Genomic DNA, 20,043 nt, shown 5'->3' with positions numbered 1-20,043 from the left:
TAAATCTATTTTTGCAGCAACTGCTGCAGCGTGTTGAACTGAATGTATAATGGTTTGGCTAGCGTGCTTGGAGGGCCTGGCGTAAATCTTGCAGTAGATCATCCGGGTTTTCCAAGCCTACGGACAGGCGTACAAGAGAATCAGCAATGCCCAACTTTTGCCGTTCTGCTGCGGGAATGGCAGCGTGGGACATGGTAGCCGGATGGGAGAGGATGCTCTCTACGCCGCCAAGACTGACGGCAACGGCGGGGAGCGTTACTTGCCCTAAGAGGCGCTGAGTCAATTTGAAGTTCACTAAATCAAAAGAAAGCACAGCGCCAGGGCCAGCGGATTGTCCTTCGTGAATGCTGCGGCCGGGATGATTGAGTAAGCCGGGATAATAGACGGCTTTTACTTCCGACCATTGCTGCAGCTCAGCAGCGATATAGGCGGCTGATTTTTGCGCGGCTTCCAGGCGAACTTGCAGCGTGCGCAGGCCGCGCAAAGTCAGCCAACTGTCCTGCGGTCCCAGTACGGCGCCGAGACCATTTTGTAAGAGGTAGATGTCTTTGGCCAGCGCCTTGTCTTTGACAATAACCAGGCCTGCGATAACATCGCTGTGACCGGCGATGAATTTAGTAGCCGAGTGGACGACAATATCGGCGCCCAGCTCTAACGGTCGCTGCAGGAATGGGGTCATAAAGGTGTTGTCGACGATAACCAGCAGCTCGTGCTTTTTAGCCCAGGCGCAGGCGGCCTTCAGGTCGGTGATCGCCAGCAGCGGATTGGAAGGGGTTTCTAAATAAAGAGCTTTGGTAGTGGGGCGCAAAGACGCTTCCAACTGTGCATGGTCATTAGGGTCGATGAAGGAGTGCTCAATACCCCAACGCGGGCAGAGACGGGTCAACACGCGGTGCGTGCCGCCGTAGATATCTCTGGCTGCTAAGATGTGGTCGCCTTGAGAAAAGAGTAGCAGCGAGGCGCTGACGGCGGCGATGCCGGAAGCGAAAGCAAAAGCTCGGCTGCCTCCTTCTAGGTCGGCGGCTACGGTTTCCAGCGCTTGTCGTGTGGGATTGCCGCTGCGGGAGTATTCAAAAGGGGCGTTTTCTTCATAACGCTGGTCGAAGGTGGAAGTTTGAAATACAGGGACGCTGCTGGCCCCTAAACGTTCGTTAGCTGGCAGACCTGGGGCCAGCAAGCGGGTGGAAAAATCATGCATAAGAAGTCCTCCTTATAGCGACGTTGCTTTACTCGCATCTCACGCTAAACCGGTTCTTTTTCCGCCGGACATTGTCAGAAAGCCTCGGTATAGCGCCGCTATGCCTGCGTTTTCTTTCTCGTCTGGCGAAAAAACTCCTTGGTTTAGCGGCGTGCTCATGAAAGCAGCGGCGCCTTTGTTTTATAGTTCTTTGTAGTCCTCTATCGTACCCTCAAGTTACTCCGATTCTCTTGTTCGCTCCCCTAAGGCATGACCTAAGTCGGCGATGAGATCGTTAGCGTCTTCGATGCCGACGGACAGGCGAAGCAGGCGGTCAGAGATGCCTAAGCGTTCGCGGTCGGCGGCGGGAATGTCTGCATGGGTTTGTACGGCAGGGAAGGTAATCAGCGTTTCAACGCCTCCCAGGCTTTCGGCAAATTGGATGAGCTGGACATTGGCTAATATTTGGGGTACCAGTGTCGGGTCAGTTACTTCAAAGGACACCATGCCGCCGTAGCCGCTGGCCTGGCTTTCATGGATGGTATGGCCGTTGTGCAGCGGCAGGCCGGGGTAGAACACGCGGCTGACTTTGGGGTGTTCCAGCAGCCAGCGGGAAATGGCAAGGGCGTTGGCGTTGTGTTTTTCCATGCGCAGCGCTAACGTTTTTAAACTGCGTATGAGGAGCCAGCTGTCGCTGGGGCTGAGAATGGCGCCAGTAGCATTTTGCAGAAATCTTACTTTTTCGGCGAGCTCTGGTTCTTTGGCGACGATAACGCCGCACAGTAAGTCGTTGTGTCCTGCAAGGTATTTGGTACCGCTATGTACGACAAGGTCGGCGCCAAGTTCCAAGGGACGCTGGAAGTAGGGTGTCAAAAAAGTATTATCCACAATAAGCTGAAGGCTGTTATTTTGGCAAAACGAAGCCAAGGCCCGCAAATCAACAATGCGCAAGAGGGGGTTGGTAGGAGTTTCAATGAAGACGGCTTTGGTTTCAGGGCGAAGGGCTTGCCTGATGGCGTCTAGGGTGGTAGCGTCAACATAGGAGGCAGTCAAGCCAAAGCGGGACAGTACTTGCTCGAAAAGGCGGTAAGTGCCGCCGTAACAGTCCTCGACGACAATCAAATGGTCCCCATTTTTGTAGAGCATTAAAAGCGTGGTAATTGCTGCCAAACCGGAAGAGAAAGCACAGGCGCCAGCGCCTCCTTCAAGGCGAGCTAGTCCTTCTTCGAGAGCTTGCCTTGTCGGGTTGCCGCTGCGAGTGTAATCATAGCCAGTGCTTTCTCCCAAAGCAGGGTGGCGAAAAGACGCGGTTTGATAAATTGGGGTGCTCAACGCACCGGTACGGGGATCGGCTTTGCAGCCGATTTGAACAAGCTGTGAAGAAATATGCATGGTAGTCACTCCTTGTTATACTATTTTTTTTCGATTAAGCGCTTTGTAAAACTAACAATACTGCCGCCGCGGATGACGATAACAATTTCTTCTTCCTGCGAGGTCGGCTCACAAGGAGGCTTTGGCGTACTTGGATTCATGAAGGTCACCTCCGGAAAATAAAAAAAACAGGCCCCGAGACGAACGGGCCTGCCGTGCGTCTCTCATCTTTCAGGCAAGCTGCCTGCTGGAATTGGCACCAATGCAGTTTCCTGCCGGTTGCCGGGCGTCATCGGGCCAGTCCCTCAGCCTCTCTTGATAAGAGAACTTACATATGAAGTTAAAAAGTATGGTTTCTATTAGGTTCGGCTTGTTGGAAGAAACGAGCTGTCGCCGCTGCGGCTAGTGCAGGTAACAACCGAGCCGTCACTTAAAAACACCAACACCTGCTCTTCCTGACCATGGGCTTGTTCGGGTGAAAAAATAAATTCCTTTTGTTCCATGACGGCACCTCCTGTCAACTTCCGCAAAATAAAAAATCCTCTTCTCTGGAGAGAAAAGGGGTGCAAACAAATGCCCTCCTCTTATCTCCCAGGCGGCTAGCCTGCTGGAATTGGCACCACTGCATAATTCTGCCGGTTGCCGGGCGTCATCGGGCCAGTCCCTCAGCCTCTCTTGATAAGCGGTAAAACAACTATTTAATTTATAAAGAGAATACCATGGGTTTATTTGCGCGTCAAGAGTAAAATGGCTGCTTTGAAACAAAAATGCATAAAATAAGCGGTAAAACGCAACAAAGTGTCCGGTGGTCGATGCTAAATCGCGTTGTTGTTCCTTGCGAAAAGAAATATGTACTTCTTGAGGCTGCTTTGGTTTCTGCGTCCAAAGCTTGCGCAGCGGTTTTTCTTGCCAAGCGGCAGGATTGCAATGAGGCTGGCGCGAATCTTTTTCTTCAATAAATGATAGGGGATGGAGAGAAGTAGTTTTGTCAAAAACAATGAGAGGGCGTTTTGCCCCAAGTCCTACAGGTCAGATGCATTTGGGCAATGCCTGGACGGCGCTGCTGGCTTGGCTGCAAGTGCGAGCCGGAAAAGGCCAATTGGTGCTGCGTATGGAAGATTTGGACCCTGATCGTTCCAGAGCAGAGTATGTGGAGGGCTTAGAGAAGGATTTGCGTTGGCTGGGACTTGATTGGGAGGAAGGCGGCGATTTGGGCGGCGCCTATGGACCTTATGAGCAGGATAAACGGCGTGGTTTGTACGAGGAAGCGCTGCAGAGGCTGCGGCGGCAGGAATTGATTTATCCTTGTTATTGTACCCGAGCGGAGCTGGCGGCGTCCGCCCCGCACGGCGAAGACGGCGAGCGAATTTATCAAGGAACTTGTGCGGGTGGTGTTGCGGGAAGCAAGCTTACCAGGAAGCCTTCATTACGGCTGAAAGTACCAGAAGAAGAGATTGTTTTTGAAGATGGCGTATATGGCTTAGTGCGGCAAAATTTACGACAAGAGTGCGGCGACTTTGTCGTTCGCCGTTCTGATGGCGTTCATGCTTATCAGTTAGCAGTCGTGGTAGATGATGCGCTAATGGGTATTACCCATGTACTGCGCGGCGCGGATTTGCTGGCTTCTACGCCGAGACAGCTGTATTTATATCGCCTGTTGGGCTATGCTGCGCCCTTGTTCTCGCATGTGCCTCTTTTAGTGGATGAAAAGGGAGTGCGGCTGTCTAAACGACATGGCGCTTTGGCTGTGGCCGTCTTGCGAGAACGCGGCGTAAGAGCGGAGAAGATTATTGGACTATTGGCGTGGCTGGCCGGTTTGTTGCCTACGTTGGAAGAAGCGCAGCCGCAGGAGCTTGTTAACCTTTTTGACCTGAAAAAAATATCGCGCCAGGACATCATCGTTTCCGAGACGGCCTGGCGCTTCCTTCGCTAAGGAACTGCTGACTTATGAGCCCATGCCACGCTGGCTCTTTTTCCGCCTGACTGTGAAAAGGAAACCTCGAAATAGCGCCGCTATTCCCTCGGTCCCCTTTTCTGGCCAAACAAAAAAATTGCTCAGTGTGGCAGAGTGCTCAGTAAATCAGCAGCTCCTCCTATTGGTTTAAATTATATTTTCTTTTCAAAACTCGTAATCCTCAGTTGCACCCTCACTCTACTCCCTTTACTCCTGTTGGCTTTTATATCTTACATCCCTGTGATGGCGGCTACCTGGGCGGCGTCTTTGTCGCCGCGGCCGGAGAGATTGACGAGGAGCAGGTGCTCGGGGCCGTATTCTTTAGCGAGCTTGCAGGCTAAAGCCAGGGCATGAGAACTTTCCAGGGCGGGAATGATGCCTTCGGTGCGGCTCAGGAGGAAGAAAGCGTCCAGCGCTTCCTGGTCGGTGACAGCCTGGTAGTTGACGCGGCCGATATCTTTAAGATGGGCGTGTTCGGGTCCGACGCCGGGATAATCTAGGCCGGCGGAAATGGAATAGACCGGCAGAACTTCGTCTTTTTCGTCTTGCAGGACATAGCTGCGGAAACCGTGCAGGACGCCGGGGCGGCCTAGGGTGAGCGTGGCGGCGTGGTCGGGCGTGTTTACGCCTTTGCCTGCGGCTTCAGCGCCATAGATTTTTACGGATGGGTCTTCTAAGAAAGCGGCAAAAAGACCGATGGCGTTGCTGCCGCCGCCGACGCAGGCGACGATGCTGTCTGGCAGGCGCCCTGCGGTTTCCAGCATTTGCTGGCGAGCTTCGCGGCCGATGATTTCCTGAAAGTCGCGAACCATCAAGGGATATGGATGCGGACCGACGGCGGAGCCTAAAAGATAGAAAGTGTCTGTTAGATGTTCCACCCAGTATTCCAGTGCCGCATCGACAGCGTCCTTAAGGGTGCGCGTGCCACGAGTGACGGAAACGACTTCCGCGCCGAGGGCGCGCATGCGAAACACGTTTAATTCCTGCCGGGATACATCTTCTTCGCCCATGAACACGGTGCATTTCAAGCCGAATAAGGCGGCAACGGTAGCGGTAGCGACGCCGTGTTGCCCGGCGCCGGTTTCGGCGATTACATGTTTTTTGCCCATGCTCCGGGCCAGGAGAGCCTGGCCAATGGCGTTGTTAATTTTGTGAGAACCTGTATGGTTCAGGTCTTCGCGTTTGAGATAGATCGTGGCGCCGCCGAGATGGCGCGAAAGGTTTTCTGCAGCATACAATAAAGAGGGGCGGCCGACATATTGGCGCAGATATTTGGCAAATTCCGCTTGGAACGACTCCGTTTGGCGGATCTTTTCATAGGCGACAGCTACTTCTTCTAACGCGGGCAGCAAAAACTCGGGTACGTATTGGCCTCCAAATTCACCGAACATACCATTGCGTGTATCCATATTGTTTCTCTCCTTTTATTTTAAATTTTGAACAAAAAGAACAAGTGAAAACCTGACTTCATCAATGTAGTACAAAAATGATGTTTTAGCAAGAGTTGACCGTGAAAAATGTTACTTGCGTCGTAGGGGAGTTTTTGAGGAGAGACAAATAAACTGTTGAAATGGTCTGGAAAGATAGAAGAGAGAAACCGCCGCTTGTCTTGCGGCGGCTAGGCTGGTATAGTCTTCAGAGTATAGAGTAAAAGGAGTGAGGTTATGACGATGAAGGGCAATGTGTTGATTGCGCAGGGGGGCGGACCGACGGCGGTAATCAACCAAAGTTTGGCCGGTATTGTTCGGGAAGTGCGGCGCTTAAGTCCGGGAAGCCGGATTTATGGAGCGCTCCATGGAGTGGAAGGTGTGGCAAAAGAAGAATTTGTCGATCTGACACAGGTAACGGAGGCCAATTTGGAAGCGGTGGCGGCAACTCCTTCTGCTGCATTGGGTTCTACTCGGGTAAAGCCCAAAGCTGATTTTTGCAAGAAGATGTTTGCTGTTATGAAAGCCCATGACATTCGTTATTTCTTCTATATAGGGGGCAATGATTCTTCGGACGCGCTGTTAATTATTAGTGAAGAGGCGGCGCGAGAAAAGTATCCGCTCAAAGCCATTCACGTGCCCAAGACGATTGACAACGATTTGCTTGTTACCGATCATACTCCTGGTTATGCCTCGGCAGCTCGCTTTGTAGCACAGGCCTTCGCGGGCTTGACGCTGGACATGAGAGCATTGGGCGGCGTATATGTCGGTATTGTCATGGGGCGGCATGCTGGATTTTTGACAGCGGCTGCGGCTGCGGCTCGGCGCTATGAAGGTGATGGTCCGCATTTGGTATATCTGCCGGAACGCTCGTTTTCATTAGAGTCTTTCTTAGCGGATGTACGGCGCGTACATGAGCAATACGGGTTTTGCGTAGTGGCTGTATCGGAGGGGATTTGTGACGCATCCGGGCAACCGCTGCTGTTAAGCTTGGTTGACGAGGTGGAACGTGACGCTCACGGTAATGCTACGCTGTCCGGAACTGGTGCGCTAGGGGACTGCTTGTCGAAAAAGCTTAAAGAAGGACTGGGTATTTCGCGCGTGCGTTGTGACACCTTCGGTTACTTGCAACGCTCCTTCTTGGGGTGTGTTTCGCCGGTAGATGCAGCGGAAGCGCGGGAAGCCGGGGAGAAAGCGGTTCAGTTTGCTGCATTTGGGCAGGAAATGAATGGCTCCGTGACTATTCACCGGGTGGGTGATTATGCAACGGCGTATCGCTTGACTCCATTAGTTGAGTTGGCAGGTAAGACTCGTTATATGCCGGATCCCTTTATTAATGAAGCCGGCAATGACATTACTCCCGCGTTTCTGGAATATGTACGGCCGCTTTTGGGGAAAGACTGCCCTGTGGCAGCGAGACTGGAAGCGCCTCGCATAGCCGGACGCTGCTAATAGGAAAATGGAAATCGAACAGGCTTGCAGTCGAATAGGCTGCAAGCCTGTTTATTATTGGCGAGTGTACGCTAGTTTGAGAGTGTCAGTATCGGTCATAAAGAAACGAAGGTTTAATGTGCTAATTTCAAACCGATGACGCCGGCGATGATTAGAAGTACGGATGCGATCCGTAAAATTCCGATGGGATCATTATATAATATAATCCCCAATATAAATGTACCTGCAGCCCCTATGCCGGTCCAGACGGCATAAGCTGTGCCCATGGGAATGTCCTTTTGCGCCGAAAATAGGAAAAAACCGCTAAGGCCCATTGCGATTACTGCGATGGCAATGCCTGTAAATTGTTTTCCTTCCATGGTTTGCGCCATTTTTAAACCGAGAGGCCAGCCGATCTCGAACAATCCAGCAATAACCAAATAAATCCATGCCATCAACGATTCCTCCTTTAAAACATAGTAGGGTAGCAGGCATATTAAGGAAGTTCGGCTCGTTTGATGAGTCTAATATTAACTTGAACAAGAGGATCATTCTGTAAGTGTCCTTTGAAAATGGAAGTTTCTCCGGATAAATAACCTTCCCAAATTGCATGATAGCGATCAAGATTTCCGAAGAGGGATGTTTTGTCTCCAGAGTAATGGATGATTTCCGTTTCAATTGTTATTTTTCCGTCTCTCGCAGCGTTATAGTTACCGAGATAGTAATAATTATCGCTGCCGCCGAAAACCTTTCTTGTTTCAAAGACCACGACTCCTGCTCCGACATAGCCTGTAGCTGCTTCGAATTCAACTGACCATAAGCCTTCAAGCATGCTCATTACCTCCTCGCTTTTATTTATCATAACTGTCTGTGATGGGTTTGCTGTAAGTATAGGACATAAGGCGACGAATAAGCATAGTAGGAATGACTAGATTATTTAAATAGTTCCTTGCTTGGAGAATATTTCCTGCAGAAAAACACAGCGATAGCGAAAAAATGTTGAATTTTCAAAAAAATAATATTGGCGATAATCTGGCTGATTATAAGAACTGGAAGCTAGGATAAGGGGAATGATGAAAGTTTTATTCTCTATAAAAAATAGATTGTTTGTTTGCTAAAAAGAAGATATACTGTATAATGCTTAAACTGACTAATTGGTCCAAAAAAAACAATGCTTTCTTAAAGGTATTTTTTAGCAAGTAAAGAATAAGTAGTTTATTAATATGTAATCCCTGAAAAGTAATAGTATATTGTGTTTACATAACTATATTGAGTGTAAAGAAACGGAGGCATTTATCTATGCTATTTAAACCATGGGGTAATTCCACTGGAAAGAAAAGATTGGCTTGCGCTATGGCTCTTTTATTGAGCGGCTTGCTGTTGGCAGGGTGCAACGGCAAGCAGCAGGCGCCAGCAGGGCAGGCTGTGGCTGTGAAGGCCATGAAGGTTATTAAGCAAGATACGCCGGTTTCCTATGAGTTCGTAGGGGAAGTGGAAGCCAAGCAAGAGGTACAGATTAAGGCGCAGGTAAGCGGCAATATTATTGAGAAGTTAGTGGATGGCGGCACCACTGTATATCGCGGCCAGCCCTTGTTTGTCATTGATCGGCGACAGTATGAGGCGAACTCCCTGAATGTACAGGCGCAGTTGGCTCAGGCGCAAGCTGCTTTGAGCCGGACGCGGCGTGATGTTGCCCGGTACGAGCAACTGGCTGAACAACAGGCGATTGCTCAGCAGGTATTGGATAATGCAGTAGCGGAAGAACGTCAAGCGGCGGCTCAAGTGGATGCGCAGCGGGCTCTTTTGCAAAAAGCCAATAACGATGTGAACGATACAACGATTGTGGCCCCTTTCGACGGACGTATTGATACGAAGGATTTAAGTATCGGCAACTATGCTACGGCTGGCTCAACGGTGCTGGCTACGATTTCCTCTACCGATCCGGTGCGGGTTCGCTTTAGTGTTAGTGAAAACGATTACTTGAAATTTATCCGCATGGGCGGAGGCGCTGCAACAACGGAACGCAAGCTGCGCCTGATCCTAAGCGATGGAGGCGAGTATCCGCTGGAAGGAACTGTGGATCAAATTGACCGCGCCTTGGGCTCGGATACCGGAGCGCTAACCATTAAAGCCTTGTTCGCTAACCCTGATCGTATGTTGGTGCCTGGTATGTTTGCGCGGGTAGTTGCGGTTGCGGAAACACGTCCAGGAGCCTTACTTGTGCCGCAACGGGCTGTGCAGGAAATATTAGGGAAAACCTTCTTGACTGTTGTAAACGCAGAGGGTAAAGCAGAAATGCGCCCTGTGAAGATGGGGGCGCGTATCGGACAGAAACTTTGGATGGTAGATGAAGGCTTGACCGAGCAGGACATCGTGGTTGTTGAAGGATTCCAAAAAGCACAACCAGGTACGCCGGTGGACGTGCAAACCATTACTCTAGCGGACTTGGCTGACGCGAATCAGAAATAAGGAGGTGGCTTGATGGCCAAGTTCTTTATTGATAGGCCGGTATTTGCTATCGTTCTATCGATTTTCATTACGATTGCCGGACTTGTTTCCATTACACAGCTGCCGATCGCGCAGTATCCGCAGATCACGGCGCCAGTCGTTAATGTTAGCGCCAGTTATGTCGGCGCGAATGCGGAAGTAGTGGAACAGGCTGTGGGTCAAGCCATTGAGCAGCAGGTCAATGGCGTAGAAAACATGGTTGACATGCGGTCGACCAGCGATGATAACGGCCAATATTCTTTAAATGTAAAATTTGAGTTGGGTGTTAACCCCGACATGGCTACAGTTCAGGTGCAAAACAGGGTATCTCAGGCAAACGCCAAGATTCCTGCGGCGGTGCAGAGTTCTGGTATTACGGTGCAAAAGCAATCGCCGGACACCGTTATGTGGCTGTCCTTATGGTCGCCCAAAAATACTTATGATTCCTTGTTTTTGAAAAACTACGCGAATATTTACTTGGTGGATGACCTGAAACGCGTCAAAGGCGTGGGCAATGTTAATGAATACGGTCCTGAATTTGGCATGCGCGTTTGGCTGCAGCCGGATAAGATGGCCCGCCTTGGCATTACCGCTGACGATGTGGGCGATGCTATTAAGGAGCAAAACGTGCAGGCGCCAGCCGGTACGATTGGCCAGCTTCCTTCGCCGAAAGGGCAGGAATTCCAGTATTCAGCAAGAGTACAGGGACAATTACAAGAAGAAAGCCAGTTCTCTAATATTATTGTCCGAGCTAAGCCAGACGGCTCCTTTGTGCGAGTCAGTGATGTGGCTCGCGTGGAGCTGGCGGCGAAAGATTATCACTTTACTAGTGATTTGAATCAGCGGGATTCAGTGACCTTGGCGATTCAATTAACTCCGGATGCGAATGCGCTGGATACAGTTACTGAAGTTAAGAAAGTTTTGGAGACCAACTCCAAACGCTTCCCGACCGATTTGGAATATCATATCGTTTCGGATAATACTCGTTTTATCGATGAATCAATGATCGAAGTAGTTAAGACCTTTGTAGAAGCATTGCTGCTTGTTTTGCTGATCGTGTTTATCTTTTTGCAAAGCTGGCGAGCTACTCTCATTCCGATGTTGGCAGTGCCGGTATCCTTGATTGGTACCTTCGGTGCGTTTATTCTTCTTGGCTTTAATATTAATACGCTAACGATGTTTGCTATGGTACTGGCGATTGGCCTGGTTGTTGACGATGCCATCGTTGTGGTGGAATCAGTAGAGCATCATATGCGCTATAACGGTATGACGCCGAAAGACGCAGCCTATCGAGCGATGGAAGAGGTATCAGGTCCGGTTGTGGCTATTGCTTTTGTGCTGGCTTCGGTATTTATACCGGTTGCTTTCTTTGGAGGAACGGCGGGCGTACTGTATAAGCAGTTTGCTTTGACCATTGCGGTTTCTATGGGGCTTTCGGCGTTAGTGGCTTTGACGTTGACGCCAGCCTTGTGTTCGCTTCTCCTTAAGCCACATGATCCCAATGCTCACGAAGGGCGTTTAGGGCGGTTTTTTGAGGCGTTCAACGAAAAGTTTGACGCTATGACTGGGCGTTATGGGAAAACGGTACGTAAATTTATTCGAGGCAGCAAGCTTTGTCTGGCAGGGTTGTTAGTCATCGTCGTTTTGGCGGTAACTTTCTTTAAAATGTTGCCGACGACTTTTGTGCCGAATGAAGATCAGGGATATTTCCTAGCAACTATAAGCTTGCCGGAAGCGGCTTCAATGAATCGAACCCGGCAGGTTGGTAACCAAGTGGCGGATGTTGTAAAAGGAATCCCCGGCGTAAGAGATACTTTGGTGATTACCGGTTACGATATCTTGGCGGGAGCCTTGAAACCGAACGCTGGCTTGTTGGTTGTAGCGTTGGATACCTGGGGTGATCGTCCTGGTAAAGAATTATATGTAGATAACATCATTCGACAGGTGTACATGAAAACCGCACGTATTCCAGAGGCGACGGTTATGGCGTTCAATGCACCGGCATTGCCGGGCGGCGGTTCTACTGGCGCCATGACCTTTATGCTGCAGGATCGTGGCGGCGGCAATGTAGAGGAAATGGCGGATGTTTCGAAAAAGTTCCTTGGCGAGGCGCGTAAACGTCCAGAATTGACGGGCGTATATTCTACATTCCGTAGCGATACGCCGGCATTCCGTTATGAAGTCGACCGGGAAAAAGCGGAGAAACTGGGCGTCAAGGTAGACGATGTATTCAATACGCTGCAAGCTTTCTTAGGCGGCTTGCAGGTTAATGACTTTACTCGTTTTGGTCGTACTTGGAAAGTAGTTATGCAGGCGGAACCGCAGTATCGTTCTGATGCCAATGATATTCGATATTTCTTTGTGCGTAGCAATACGAACGCTATGGTGCCGTTGGCTACCTTGGTCAAACCGGTGCCTATCAGCGGTCCCACGGCGATTAAGCGTTTTAATGGCAACCGGGCCATTCAAATTGGCGCTAGTCCTGCGCCGGGTTACAGCAGCGGTCAAGCAATGACAGCGCTGGAGGAAGTGGCTACGGCGACCTTGCCCAATACGTACAGTTATGAATGGGCGGACCAAAGCCGCGACGAAAAACTGTCCGGCGGACGCGCTGTCTATGTCTTTGGAGCGGCCATCCTGTTTGCCTTCCTGTGTTTGGCGGCGTTGTACGAAAGCTGGAGCGTTCCTTTTGCGGTACTGCTTTCGGTGCCTACGGCGATTTTTGGATCGGGCTTGTTCCAGTGGGCGCGCAGCCTGGAAAATAGTATCTATATGCAGATCGGTTTAGTCATGCTGATTGGCTTGGCGGCTAAGAATGCGATTTTGATTGTCGAATTTGCTAAGGTGCGCGTGGATAAGGGCGTTGATCCGGTAGAAGCGGCGATTGAAGCGGCGAAACTGCGCTTGCGGCCAATCTTGATGACGTCGCTGGCGTTCATCTTGGGTTGCGTACCGTTGATGATTGCAACCGGAGCTGGCGCTGGCGCCAGAAACGCCATGGGTACGGCCGTTGTCGGCGGCATGCTGGCGGCGACCATGCTAGGGGTATTCTTGATCCCCGTGCTTTATGTAGTCGTTGTAAAATTGACGCGCAAGCTTACTTGGCGCAAATAGAGTAGGGTTCAAACTGCCTCCCGAAAATTCGGGAGGCAGTTTTCTTTTTTTATATACTAGGATTTGTAAAACGAACCGCGAAACACACGAAAGTCGCGAAAGGGGTTTTGAAGAGACTATATGGTATAAACGGTGGCATAACTATATTTGAGATAAGATTTCCGCGCGACGTTTATTCGATCTTCGTTCTCTGACTTTCGCAGAGTTTTCTCGGCGGCATAGGAAGGAATTTTCCATCTGCAAGAGTAATAGAATAAGCTAAGGAGGCGGAAGCAATGAGAGAATGGCTTGTTTTTGACGTCATGGGAGTCATCTTTACTGTTGGAGACGATACCAATGAGTTGCTGGTTCCATATATCCAGAAATTTGCCCCGTCACTTAGTAGCAATGAAATTAACCAGGTCTATTTGGAAGCCAGCTTGGGGAAAATATCTTCTTGTGATTTTTGGAAAACATTAGGTTTGGGAAATTACTATCCGCAGATTGAGCAAGACTATTTGGAAAAACAGTTGACGTTGGATGAGGATTTTTTGATGGTGGCGCAGAAACTGCAGCAGCAATACCATTTGGCGTTGTTATCCAACGATGTCAGCGAATGGTCGGCTTATTTACGCAGAAAATTTGATTTAGACCCATATTTTGAGGAAATCGTCATCAGCGGAGACGTAGGTCTGCGTAAGCCGGATCAGGCTATTTATGATTTACTATTGCGGCGTCTGCAGTGCCGACCGGAAAACAGCATTTTTATTGATGACCGCCAGAAAAATCTTATTCCGGCTATGCGGGCGGGTATGAAGACGATACAGTTCAAACGGGGCTGTGATGGCAGTGAAATGTGCGGTAGTTTTGAGGTGCAGTCGTTTAAGCAACTGCCCGGACTTGTTGCACATTTATTTGGCTTGTAACACGGTTTAAGATAACAGTTGCGCCGGAAGTAAAGAAGGAGTGAGCAGTATGACAACTTATAAGATTGCGGTGATTCCCGGAGATGGCGTCGGACCGGAGGTTTTGGCGGAAGGAATTAAGGTGCTCCAAGCCGTGGCGGCGATGGACGGGACCTTTTCTTTTGAATTTGAAACCTTCCCCTGGGGCTGTGAATATTACTTGAAGCACGGAAAAATGATGGATGAAGACGGGATGGAACGCTTAAAAAGTTTTGACGCTATTTATCTTGGCGCTGTGGGCTTTCCTGGCGTTCCTGATCATATTTCGCTTTGGGATCTGCTGCTCAAAATTCGCAAGGGCTTTGACCAGTATATTAATTTGCGCCCCATACAGCTTTTGCAAGGAGCGCCGTGTCCGCTGGCCGGGGTCAAGGCTGGCGAAATCGATATGCTGGTGGTGCGTGAAAACAGCGAGGGCGAATACGCTGGCGCTGGCGACTGGTTGTTCAAGGGCAAACCAGAGGAAGTGGTGCTGCAGACCGGCGTGTTCTCACGCAAAGGAACGGAACGCGTGATTCGCTATGCTTATGAATTGGCTCGCAAGACCGGCAAGACCCTTACCAGTATCAGTAAGGGCAACGCCTTGAATTATTCCATGGTTTTTTGGGATCAGGTTTTCGCGGAAGTGGGCAAAGAGTATCCGGAGGTAAAAACCTATTCGTACTTGGTTGATGCGGCCAGCATGTTTTTTGTCAAAGACCCGGGCCGTTTTCAGATCGTTGTGACGTCCAATTTGTTCGGCGATATTTTGACCGATCTGGGCGCTGCCATTACCGGCGGCATGGGCCTGGCGGCAGGAGCCAATCTAAATCCGGAGCGGACTTATCCGTCTATGTTCGAGCCTATTCACGGCTCTGCGCCGGATATTGCCGGCCGCAGCATTGCCAATCCTCTGGCGTCCATTTGGTCTGTCAGCCAGATGCTGGACTTTTTTGGTCATGAAAAGTGGGGGCGGCGCGTGCTGCAGGCGATTGAGAATGTGCTCCAGGAGAAGGCTTGCTTAACGCCGGACTTGGGCGGCAGCGGCAAAACCCAGGAAGTGGGCGATGCCGTAGTCGCTAAGCTGTCCGGACAGCAGGAGTAGCTAGGTAAAGTCGTGTTCGTGCCGGGTTTGGCGGTTGACAGAGCAAACCCGGCACTGCTATCATAATTGAGTAGTGTAGTGACGCTGTGCGGCAGCGTCGGTAGGGAAGGTTCTGGCAAGTTCACTAAGGGAACTTGCGGAGAAACTTCAGCAAGAATAGTAAGTAGTTGAACGTGTAGAAAGGTAGGATGGGTAGGATGACAATTCAATTTTGGATCATAGTACTGTATATTTGTGTTTTATTTGCTATTAGTATTTACGTAAAGCGGCGGGCTGGCAACAGCAGCGGCTTTTTGTTTGCCGGACGCAAGCTGACGACGCCTTTGGTGGCGGCGAATATTGCAGGTACGGCCATTGGCGCGGCGGCGACCATCGGCGTGGCGGAGAATGCGTTCCAATCGGGCATTGCCGCTGGCTGGTACAATGGCGCCTGGGCGGCCGGCGCTGTGATGATGGCGTTTGTAGCGGCTAAAAAATATCGGGAACTTCACTGCACTACGGTTCCCGAACTGTTTGAGCGGTATTACGATAAAAAAGGCCGGGTTATCGCGGTGTTGGGCATGTTGACCATTCAATTGGTAATTACTTCGCTGCAGTATTTGGCGGGCGGCGCGATTTTGTCTTCGCTGCTGCCGGATATTTTTTCCTTTCAAGGCGGCATGGTTACCAGTGCGGCGGTCTTTATCGGGACGACCATTCTGGGCGGGCTGTGGTCGTCTGGTTTGTCCAACATTCTCAGTGTTTCTCTGATTTATATCGGCGTCTTAATCAGTACGATTACCATTGTTAATAATCAAGGTGGCATTGGCGCTATTGCGGCTTCGCTGCCGCCGGGAGTTGATTGGTTCGGTCCTGTAGGCGGTTTGGGTTTGGCTACGGTGATTGGCTGGTTCGTGGTGATGATGACGCAGGCCATTACCGCTCAAGGACCGGTGCAGGTGGCCTGTGCGGCCAAAGACGGCGCAGCGGCGAAAAAGGGCTTTCTTTGGGGCGCTTTGCTAATGTTCCCCATAGGTTTTGCCTGTGCGATCATGGGCGTGGCCGCCCGGGCGGCGCATCCGGAAATGAAGGCGACCTTGGCTCTGCCTTATATGATTATGAGCTTGGATCCAGTGGTTTCCGGCTTGACTTTGGCGGCCCTTTGGGCTGCGGATGTAGCAACAGCTTGTCATATTCTGCTGGCGGCGGGAACGCTGTTCTCTCAGGATATCTATAAACGCTTTATCAATCCGAATGTAAGCGATAAGAAATATACCCTTTTAAATCGCTATGCTATTTTGGGCTTGGGGGCGGTTACCCTCTGGTTTGCTTTTAATGCCGTGGGCATCGTTAAAACGATGCTGATTGGCCTCAGTCTGACCACGGCGTTTACGCTGATCTTTCTCTTCACCATGTTCGCTCCCGGCTTATGCCGGAAAAATTCGGCGTTTTATACGACCTTGGCAGGCATTGTGACGTTGTTTGTCTGGCAGGCCTTTCCTGCCGTACAGATTTTTGCGCATCCCATATACATGGAGTGGCTGGTTTGCCTCGTAACCTTCTTTATTGTGGCTATAGTGGACAAGCAGCCGATTCGGACGGTGGTCCTGCAGGAGGAAGAATCGAATGGAACTTACCAGTCTTGATGTTGGCCGAGCTGCTTTAGCTATGGCTATTAGTACGGATCGGCAGGAAGAGCAGGCTATGCGGCAGCGGCTGCAAAACCGTGGTATTCTGGCTGTAGCCGTCGATTTTGGCGGCGAGTACTTGAGTTCCGTAAAAAAGATGATCGAACGCGCCGTAGTGGCGGCGCAGCGACAGGGCTTGATTGAAGCCAGTCATGTGGGGGAAGGCGCGGTAGCTGGGGCGACGCATGCGGCGCTGGAGCAGATTACGCCTAAGGCCGTAGGACTCAATGTAGGCGGCAAAATCGGCGTAGCCCGCTATGGGGAGCATGTGTGCGTGGCTGTCTATTTGGGCGTCGGGGTGCTGCATCTTAATGAGGTTGCGGTGGGGCTGGCCCATCGTTCCCTTCCTATGTCGCAAGATTAAACGATAAAAGCTGCGGAAAACTTATAAAAAGTTTTCCGCAGCTCTTTTGCATGTGCTGAAAAATCCTTCTTGACTATCACGCTAGTGTCAGGGTGTAAGCTTTTATTGAGGGAAGGGACGTGACTTCTGTGTTAATTCGAGAACTGTCGCGCAGAACTGGCGCAAGCATACGCTCTTTGCGTCATTACGAGGGCAAGAGATTGCTGGCGCCGCAACGCTTAGAAAATGGCTATCGAGATTATACGGAGTTAGATGTCGGCAAAGTGAAGACGATTCAGCTGTATCTGGGATTAGGACTTTCTACGGAAGAAATTGCGATGGTGCTGGAATGTCCCCAAGAAGCCGCAACGAACCGCCCTCTATGTAAAGAAGCTTACCAGCTGTATCAGGGAAAATTGGTTGAAATTGAGCGGCAGATACAGACCTTGCAAACTCTGCGCTCTCGCTTGCAGGAGCGGCTCAGCCAGTTCGAAAACTTCGCTGGCGCTCGGTAAGCATAAGGAGTGGTAGCAGTGGTTGTTGACAGTCACGCACATCTCATGCTTCCCCAAGAGCGGCAGCATGAACTGATGCTTGAGGCCGGCGTAGACCGGACCGTATTATTTACTTCGCGGGTGCACCCGGAGAAGGCGGAGACGTTGAGAGAACTGGAGGCGGAACTAAAGACTCTTTATCAGATGCTGGAGGGGCAAGGCGATTCACAAGAAGCTAGGAAGCAATCGTTGCTTGCCTTGGAAGAAGTGGTAAAGATCCACCCCAATCGGTATTGGGGCTTCGGTTCCATGCCTTTGGGGCTGGGGGCGCGAGAGAGTTTTGAGTGGGTGGAGTCGCAGATTGTCAGGCGCGGTTTTTGCGGGATTGGGGAATTGACGCCTGGAACTGGGCAAGTTGCGTTGTTGGAGCCGGTTTTTCAAGCTTCCCGCGAAGCGGGCGGCTTGCCGTTATGGGTGCATGCTTTTTTTCCTTTGCAGGCCCAGGACATCAAAACGCTGCTGACAATGGCGACGGGATTTCCGGAAGTTCCCTTGATTGTGGGGCATTTAGGCGGGCTGAATTGGCTGGAAATACTGCAAGCGGTCAAGAATATGCCGCAGGTATATCTGGATTTATCGGCATCATACACTACAATGGCGCCGATGTATGCTATGAGGGAACTGCCAGAACGCGTGCTGTTTGCTTCGGATGCCCCTTATTCTACGCCGGCCGTGGCACGGCATATCCTAGAACAGGTAGCGCCTAGCCGGGAAGTACTGAATTTGGCGTTGGGAGACAACATTTGCCGAATTTTACGTAAATAAGACTTAGTGTAAGGAAGAGCAGGCTGCGGAAAGAGGCGTAAAGCATGACAGGTATTGGATTCTATCGGGATGAGGCGCTGCCTTTTTTTGAGCTGAAGTTGTGCCAGGAATACGGTATTGCTTACAAAAAGCACGCCCATGAGGAATATTCGCTAGGCCTTGTCGTTGCCGGGGGAAGTTCTTTTTGGTGTGAAGGCGGTCATGAGACTATTGCGCCGCAGACGATGCTGTTATTGCCTACGGGGTGCATGCACGCTTGTAAGCCTGTGGAGTCGGGAACATGGAATTATCGCATGTTGTTTGTAGCGGCAGCTTGGGTACAAGCGCTGGCGGCGGAACGGCCAGGAACTATATGGACGCAGCCGCTATTGAAGCCGGTTTCGTCTAGAGCGGTGCAACGTTTGGAACGGCGGCTGCAGCGATTGCAGGGGACGGAGACGCCGCTGGCCAAAGAAGCAGTGCTGATCGATTTATTTGACGAATTCCAGCAAGGCGATAAAAAAATCTGGCTGGAACGGTCTGGCGAGGAACGGCCGCGCTTGAAGCAAGCCAAAGAGTATTTACAAAGCCATTTTGCGGCAAAGGTTACCTTGGAAGAGCTGGGGGCGGTTTCAGGCTTGAATAAGTTTCACTTGCTGCGGCTATTTAAAGAAGCTTTCAAGATCCCGCCGCACATGTATCAGATGGTGCTGCGCATTAATTTTGCCAAACGAGAATTGGGTAACCGCAAAGAACCGGCGGAGGTGGCTCAGGAGGCGGGATTTTACGATCAGAGTCATTTCAGTAAAGCCTTTAAAAGCTATACCGGTATTACGCCGGAAAAATACCAAAAAGGCATTTGATCTCAATATTTTACAATACAAGGCGGTGATTTCACGTTAGGATAAAAGAAAAAAGAGGAGCGATAACGTGAAACTTGTCATGGTAATCAATCGAGATTTGCCCCTGGGCCTAGTGGCCAATACAGCGGCGGTGCTGGGTATCAGCCTCAGCAAAATCTACCAGGAGGATATTGTCGGCGGCGACATTGTCGATGCTGATGGAAACTTGCATTTGGGCATTACGGCGCAAACCATTCCCATCCTGAGTGCAAGCCGGGAGCAGGTAAAAGAAATTCGCGAAACTATGTTTGAACCGGCTTTTGCAGAAGTAGCGGCAATTGATTTTAGCGAAGCGGCGCAACGCTGTCTCAATTATGACCAATATATGCGGAGTTTGTCCCAGTTATCGGCGGAAGAGCTGTTTTACTTGGGCGTCTGCATGTATGGCCCCAAGAAAAAGGTGAACAAACTGACCGGCAGCCTGCCCTTGTTAAGGTGAACCGAAAAGAAGGAATGAACAAGAGAACCGGAGTGCCCTGAGGGCGCACCGGAGGAATACGAAGCAAAAAGTTAAATAACCGATGTATTAAAAGAGCTAATCAATAAAGGACCGCACTTTGGTGTGCTCCCCGTCAATAGGACAATCAAACAATATAAAGAGTTCCTTTACAGCTCATCCGTTTGGATGAGCTGTTTTTCTTATGCAGCGCTGTAGTGTTCGTGGTATTCATAAGGTGTCATAACGCCCAGCTTTCGTTGTAATCGGTCAAAGTTGTAGTAGTGGATATAGCTGCGGATTGCATGTATAAATTCCATTCTACTGGTGAATTTCCGGCCATAGTACATCTCGCGCTTCAGTATTCCCCAGAAGCCCTCCATGGGGCCGTTATCAATGCAGTGGGCT

At 50.5% G+C, this 20,043-nt stretch carries 19 protein-coding genes and 2 riboswitches; of the genes, 12 read left to right on the top strand and 7 right to left on the bottom strand.

Annotation, left to right across the window (positions count from 1 at the left end):
• Nucleotides 1–58: 58 nt before the first annotated feature.
• The 3 genes from C508_RS0112870 to C508_RS20390 all read right to left on the bottom strand — a co-directional run bounded on the left by C508_RS0112870 (nucleotide 59) and on the right by C508_RS20390 (nucleotide 3,051).
• Nucleotides 59–1,198 carry a trans-sulfuration enzyme family protein gene (locus tag C508_RS0112870; protein WP_018703977.1) on the bottom strand — a complete coding sequence of 380 codons (1,140 nt, stop codon included), beginning with the start codon at nucleotides 1,196–1,198 and terminating at the stop codon, nucleotides 59–61.
• A gap of 216 nt (nucleotides 1,199–1,414) precedes the next feature.
• Nucleotides 1,415–2,569, bottom strand: a complete 1,155-nt coding sequence (locus tag C508_RS0112860; RefSeq protein WP_018703975.1) for a trans-sulfuration enzyme family protein — start codon at nucleotides 2,567–2,569, stop codon at nucleotides 1,415–1,417.
• 200 nt (nucleotides 2,570–2,769) lie between these two features.
• A riboswitch (SAM riboswitch) is annotated at nucleotides 2,770–2,873 on the bottom strand.
• A 34-nt stretch (nucleotides 2,874–2,907) separates the two neighbouring features.
• On the bottom strand, nucleotides 2,908–3,051 hold the full coding sequence (locus C508_RS20390) for a hypothetical protein (RefSeq protein WP_018703973.1): 144 nt from the start codon (nucleotides 3,049–3,051) through the stop codon (nucleotides 2,908–2,910).
• A gap of 78 nt (nucleotides 3,052–3,129) precedes the next feature.
• Nucleotides 3,130–3,233, bottom strand: a riboswitch (SAM riboswitch).
• Nucleotides 3,234–3,533: 300 nt separating this feature from the next.
• Between C508_RS20390 and gluQRS the strand changes: the two genes are divergently transcribed.
• A complete protein-coding gene (gene gluQRS, locus C508_RS0112840) occupies nucleotides 3,534–4,481 on the top strand; it encodes a tRNA glutamyl-Q(34) synthetase GluQRS (protein WP_245553738.1) in 948 nt (315 codons plus the stop codon).
• A 251-nt stretch (nucleotides 4,482–4,732) separates the two neighbouring features.
• Here gluQRS and trpB read toward each other — a convergent pair whose 3' ends face one another.
• On the bottom strand, nucleotides 4,733–5,911 hold the full coding sequence (gene trpB, locus C508_RS0112835) for a tryptophan synthase subunit beta (protein ID WP_018703970.1): 1,179 nt from the start codon (nucleotides 5,909–5,911) through the stop codon (nucleotides 4,733–4,735).
• A 255-nt stretch (nucleotides 5,912–6,166) separates the two neighbouring features.
• On the opposite strand from trpB, the gene C508_RS0112830 reads away from it, so the two are divergent.
• Entirely contained in the window at nucleotides 6,167–7,381 is a 1,215-nt protein-coding gene (locus C508_RS0112830) for a 6-phosphofructokinase (RefSeq protein ID WP_018703969.1), read from the top strand.
• 113 nt (nucleotides 7,382–7,494) lie between these two features.
• On the opposite strand, the gene C508_RS0112825 is transcribed toward C508_RS0112830, so the two are convergent.
• A complete protein-coding gene (locus C508_RS0112825) occupies nucleotides 7,495–7,815 on the bottom strand; it encodes a DMT family transporter (RefSeq protein ID WP_018703968.1) in 321 nt (106 codons plus the stop codon).
• Nucleotides 7,816–7,856: 41 nt separating this feature from the next.
• Entirely contained in the window at nucleotides 7,857–8,192 is a 336-nt protein-coding gene (locus C508_RS0112820) for a GrlR family regulatory protein (protein ID WP_018703967.1), read from the bottom strand.
• Between the two features lie 467 nt (nucleotides 8,193–8,659).
• Here C508_RS0112820 and C508_RS0112815 point away from each other — a divergent pair, with 467 nt between their 5' ends.
• The 10 genes from C508_RS0112815 to C508_RS0112770 all read left to right on the top strand — a co-directional run bounded on the left by C508_RS0112815 (nucleotide 8,660) and on the right by C508_RS0112770 (nucleotide 19,638).
• Nucleotides 8,660–9,829 carry an efflux RND transporter periplasmic adaptor subunit gene (locus C508_RS0112815; RefSeq protein WP_018703966.1) on the top strand — a complete coding sequence of 390 codons (1,170 nt, stop codon included), beginning with the start codon at nucleotides 8,660–8,662 and terminating at the stop codon, nucleotides 9,827–9,829.
• 12 nt (nucleotides 9,830–9,841) lie between these two features.
• The gene (locus C508_RS0112810) at nucleotides 9,842–12,961 is read left to right on the top strand and encodes an efflux RND transporter permease subunit (protein WP_018703965.1); all 3,120 of its coding nucleotides are present in this window, start codon (nucleotides 9,842–9,844) and stop codon (nucleotides 12,959–12,961) included.
• Between the two features lie 275 nt (nucleotides 12,962–13,236).
• Entirely contained in the window at nucleotides 13,237–13,866 is a 630-nt protein-coding gene (locus C508_RS19565; protein ID WP_018703964.1) for an HAD family hydrolase, read from the top strand.
• 49 nt (nucleotides 13,867–13,915) lie between these two features.
• On the top strand, nucleotides 13,916–14,989 hold the full coding sequence (locus tag C508_RS0112800; protein ID WP_018703963.1) for a tartrate dehydrogenase: 1,074 nt from the start codon (nucleotides 13,916–13,918) through the stop codon (nucleotides 14,987–14,989).
• A gap of 197 nt (nucleotides 14,990–15,186) precedes the next feature.
• Nucleotides 15,187–16,614: a sodium:solute symporter family protein gene (locus C508_RS0112795; protein WP_018703962.1), complete on the top strand. Its 1,428-nt coding sequence runs from the start codon at nucleotides 15,187–15,189 to the stop codon at nucleotides 16,612–16,614.
• Nucleotides 16,595–17,020: a HutP family protein gene (locus tag C508_RS0112790; protein WP_018703961.1), complete on the top strand. Its 426-nt coding sequence runs from the start codon at nucleotides 16,595–16,597 to the stop codon at nucleotides 17,018–17,020. Before C508_RS0112795 ends, C508_RS0112790 begins: the two co-directional genes overlap by 20 nt.
• A 119-nt stretch (nucleotides 17,021–17,139) precedes the next feature.
• On the top strand, nucleotides 17,140–17,514 hold the full coding sequence (locus C508_RS0112785; RefSeq protein WP_245553737.1) for a MerR family transcriptional regulator: 375 nt from the start codon (nucleotides 17,140–17,142) through the stop codon (nucleotides 17,512–17,514).
• Between the two features lie 18 nt (nucleotides 17,515–17,532).
• Nucleotides 17,533–18,318, top strand: a complete 786-nt coding sequence (locus C508_RS0112780; protein ID WP_018703959.1) for an amidohydrolase family protein — start codon at nucleotides 17,533–17,535, stop codon at nucleotides 18,316–18,318.
• Nucleotides 18,319–18,362: 44 nt separating this feature from the next.
• Complete coding sequence (locus C508_RS0112775; RefSeq protein ID WP_018703958.1) at nucleotides 18,363–19,160, top strand: AraC family transcriptional regulator; 798 nt, start codon at nucleotides 18,363–18,365, stop codon at nucleotides 19,158–19,160.
• A gap of 67 nt (nucleotides 19,161–19,227) precedes the next feature.
• Complete coding sequence (locus C508_RS0112770; RefSeq protein ID WP_018703957.1) at nucleotides 19,228–19,638, top strand: DUF2000 domain-containing protein; 411 nt, start codon at nucleotides 19,228–19,230, stop codon at nucleotides 19,636–19,638.
• A 200-nt stretch (nucleotides 19,639–19,838) separates the two neighbouring features.
• Here the strand turns inward: C508_RS0112770 and C508_RS0112765 are convergent.
• On the bottom strand, nucleotides 19,839–20,043 hold a 205-nt coding region (locus C508_RS0112765; protein WP_018703956.1), incomplete at its 5' end, for an IS3 family transposase.

It is taken from the genome of Anaeromusa acidaminophila DSM 3853 (assembly GCF_000374545.1).
Classification (GTDB): domain Bacteria; phylum Bacillota; class Negativicutes; order Anaeromusales; family Anaeromusaceae; genus Anaeromusa; species Anaeromusa acidaminophila.
This window is presented reverse-complemented; position numbering and strand designations above follow the sequence as displayed.

What these genes read in the sequence shown, in the direction of transcription:
- C508_RS0112820 (WP_018703967.1), bottom strand. Translation starts at nt 8,192, where the DNA reads ATGCTTGAAGGCTTATGGTCAGTTGAATTCGAAGCAGCTACAGGCTAT.
- C508_RS0112810 (WP_018703965.1), top strand. Translation starts at nt 9,842, where the DNA reads ATGGCCAAGTTCTTTATTGATAGGCCGGTATTTGCTATCGTTCTATCG.
- C508_RS0112870 (WP_018703977.1), bottom strand. Translation starts at nt 1,198, where the DNA reads ATGCATGATTTTTCCACCCGCTTGCTGGCCCCAGGTCTGCCAGCTAAC.
- C508_RS0112790 (WP_018703961.1), top strand. Translation starts at nt 16,595, where the DNA reads ATGGAACTTACCAGTCTTGATGTTGGCCGAGCTGCTTTAGCTATGGCT.
- C508_RS0112775 (WP_018703958.1), top strand. Translation starts at nt 18,363, where the DNA reads ATGACAGGTATTGGATTCTATCGGGATGAGGCGCTGCCTTTTTTTGAG.
- C508_RS0112795 (WP_018703962.1), top strand. Translation starts at nt 15,187, where the DNA reads ATGACAATTCAATTTTGGATCATAGTACTGTATATTTGTGTTTTATTT.
- C508_RS0112860 (WP_018703975.1), bottom strand. Translation starts at nt 2,569, where the DNA reads ATGCATATTTCTTCACAGCTTGTTCAAATCGGCTGCAAAGCCGATCCC.
- C508_RS0112815 (WP_018703966.1), top strand. Translation starts at nt 8,660, where the DNA reads ATGCTATTTAAACCATGGGGTAATTCCACTGGAAAGAAAAGATTGGCT.
- C508_RS19565 (WP_018703964.1), top strand. Translation starts at nt 13,237, where the DNA reads ATGAGAGAATGGCTTGTTTTTGACGTCATGGGAGTCATCTTTACTGTT.
- C508_RS0112825 (WP_018703968.1), bottom strand. Translation starts at nt 7,815, where the DNA reads ATGGCATGGATTTATTTGGTTATTGCTGGATTGTTCGAGATCGGCTGG.
- C508_RS0112800 (WP_018703963.1), top strand. Translation starts at nt 13,916, where the DNA reads ATGACAACTTATAAGATTGCGGTGATTCCCGGAGATGGCGTCGGACCG.
- trpB (WP_018703970.1), bottom strand. Translation starts at nt 5,911, where the DNA reads ATGGATACACGCAATGGTATGTTCGGTGAATTTGGAGGCCAATACGTA.
- C508_RS20390 (WP_018703973.1), bottom strand. Translation starts at nt 3,051, where the DNA reads ATGGAACAAAAGGAATTTATTTTTTCACCCGAACAAGCCCATGGTCAG.
- C508_RS0112830 (WP_018703969.1), top strand. Translation starts at nt 6,167, where the DNA reads ATGACGATGAAGGGCAATGTGTTGATTGCGCAGGGGGGCGGACCGACG.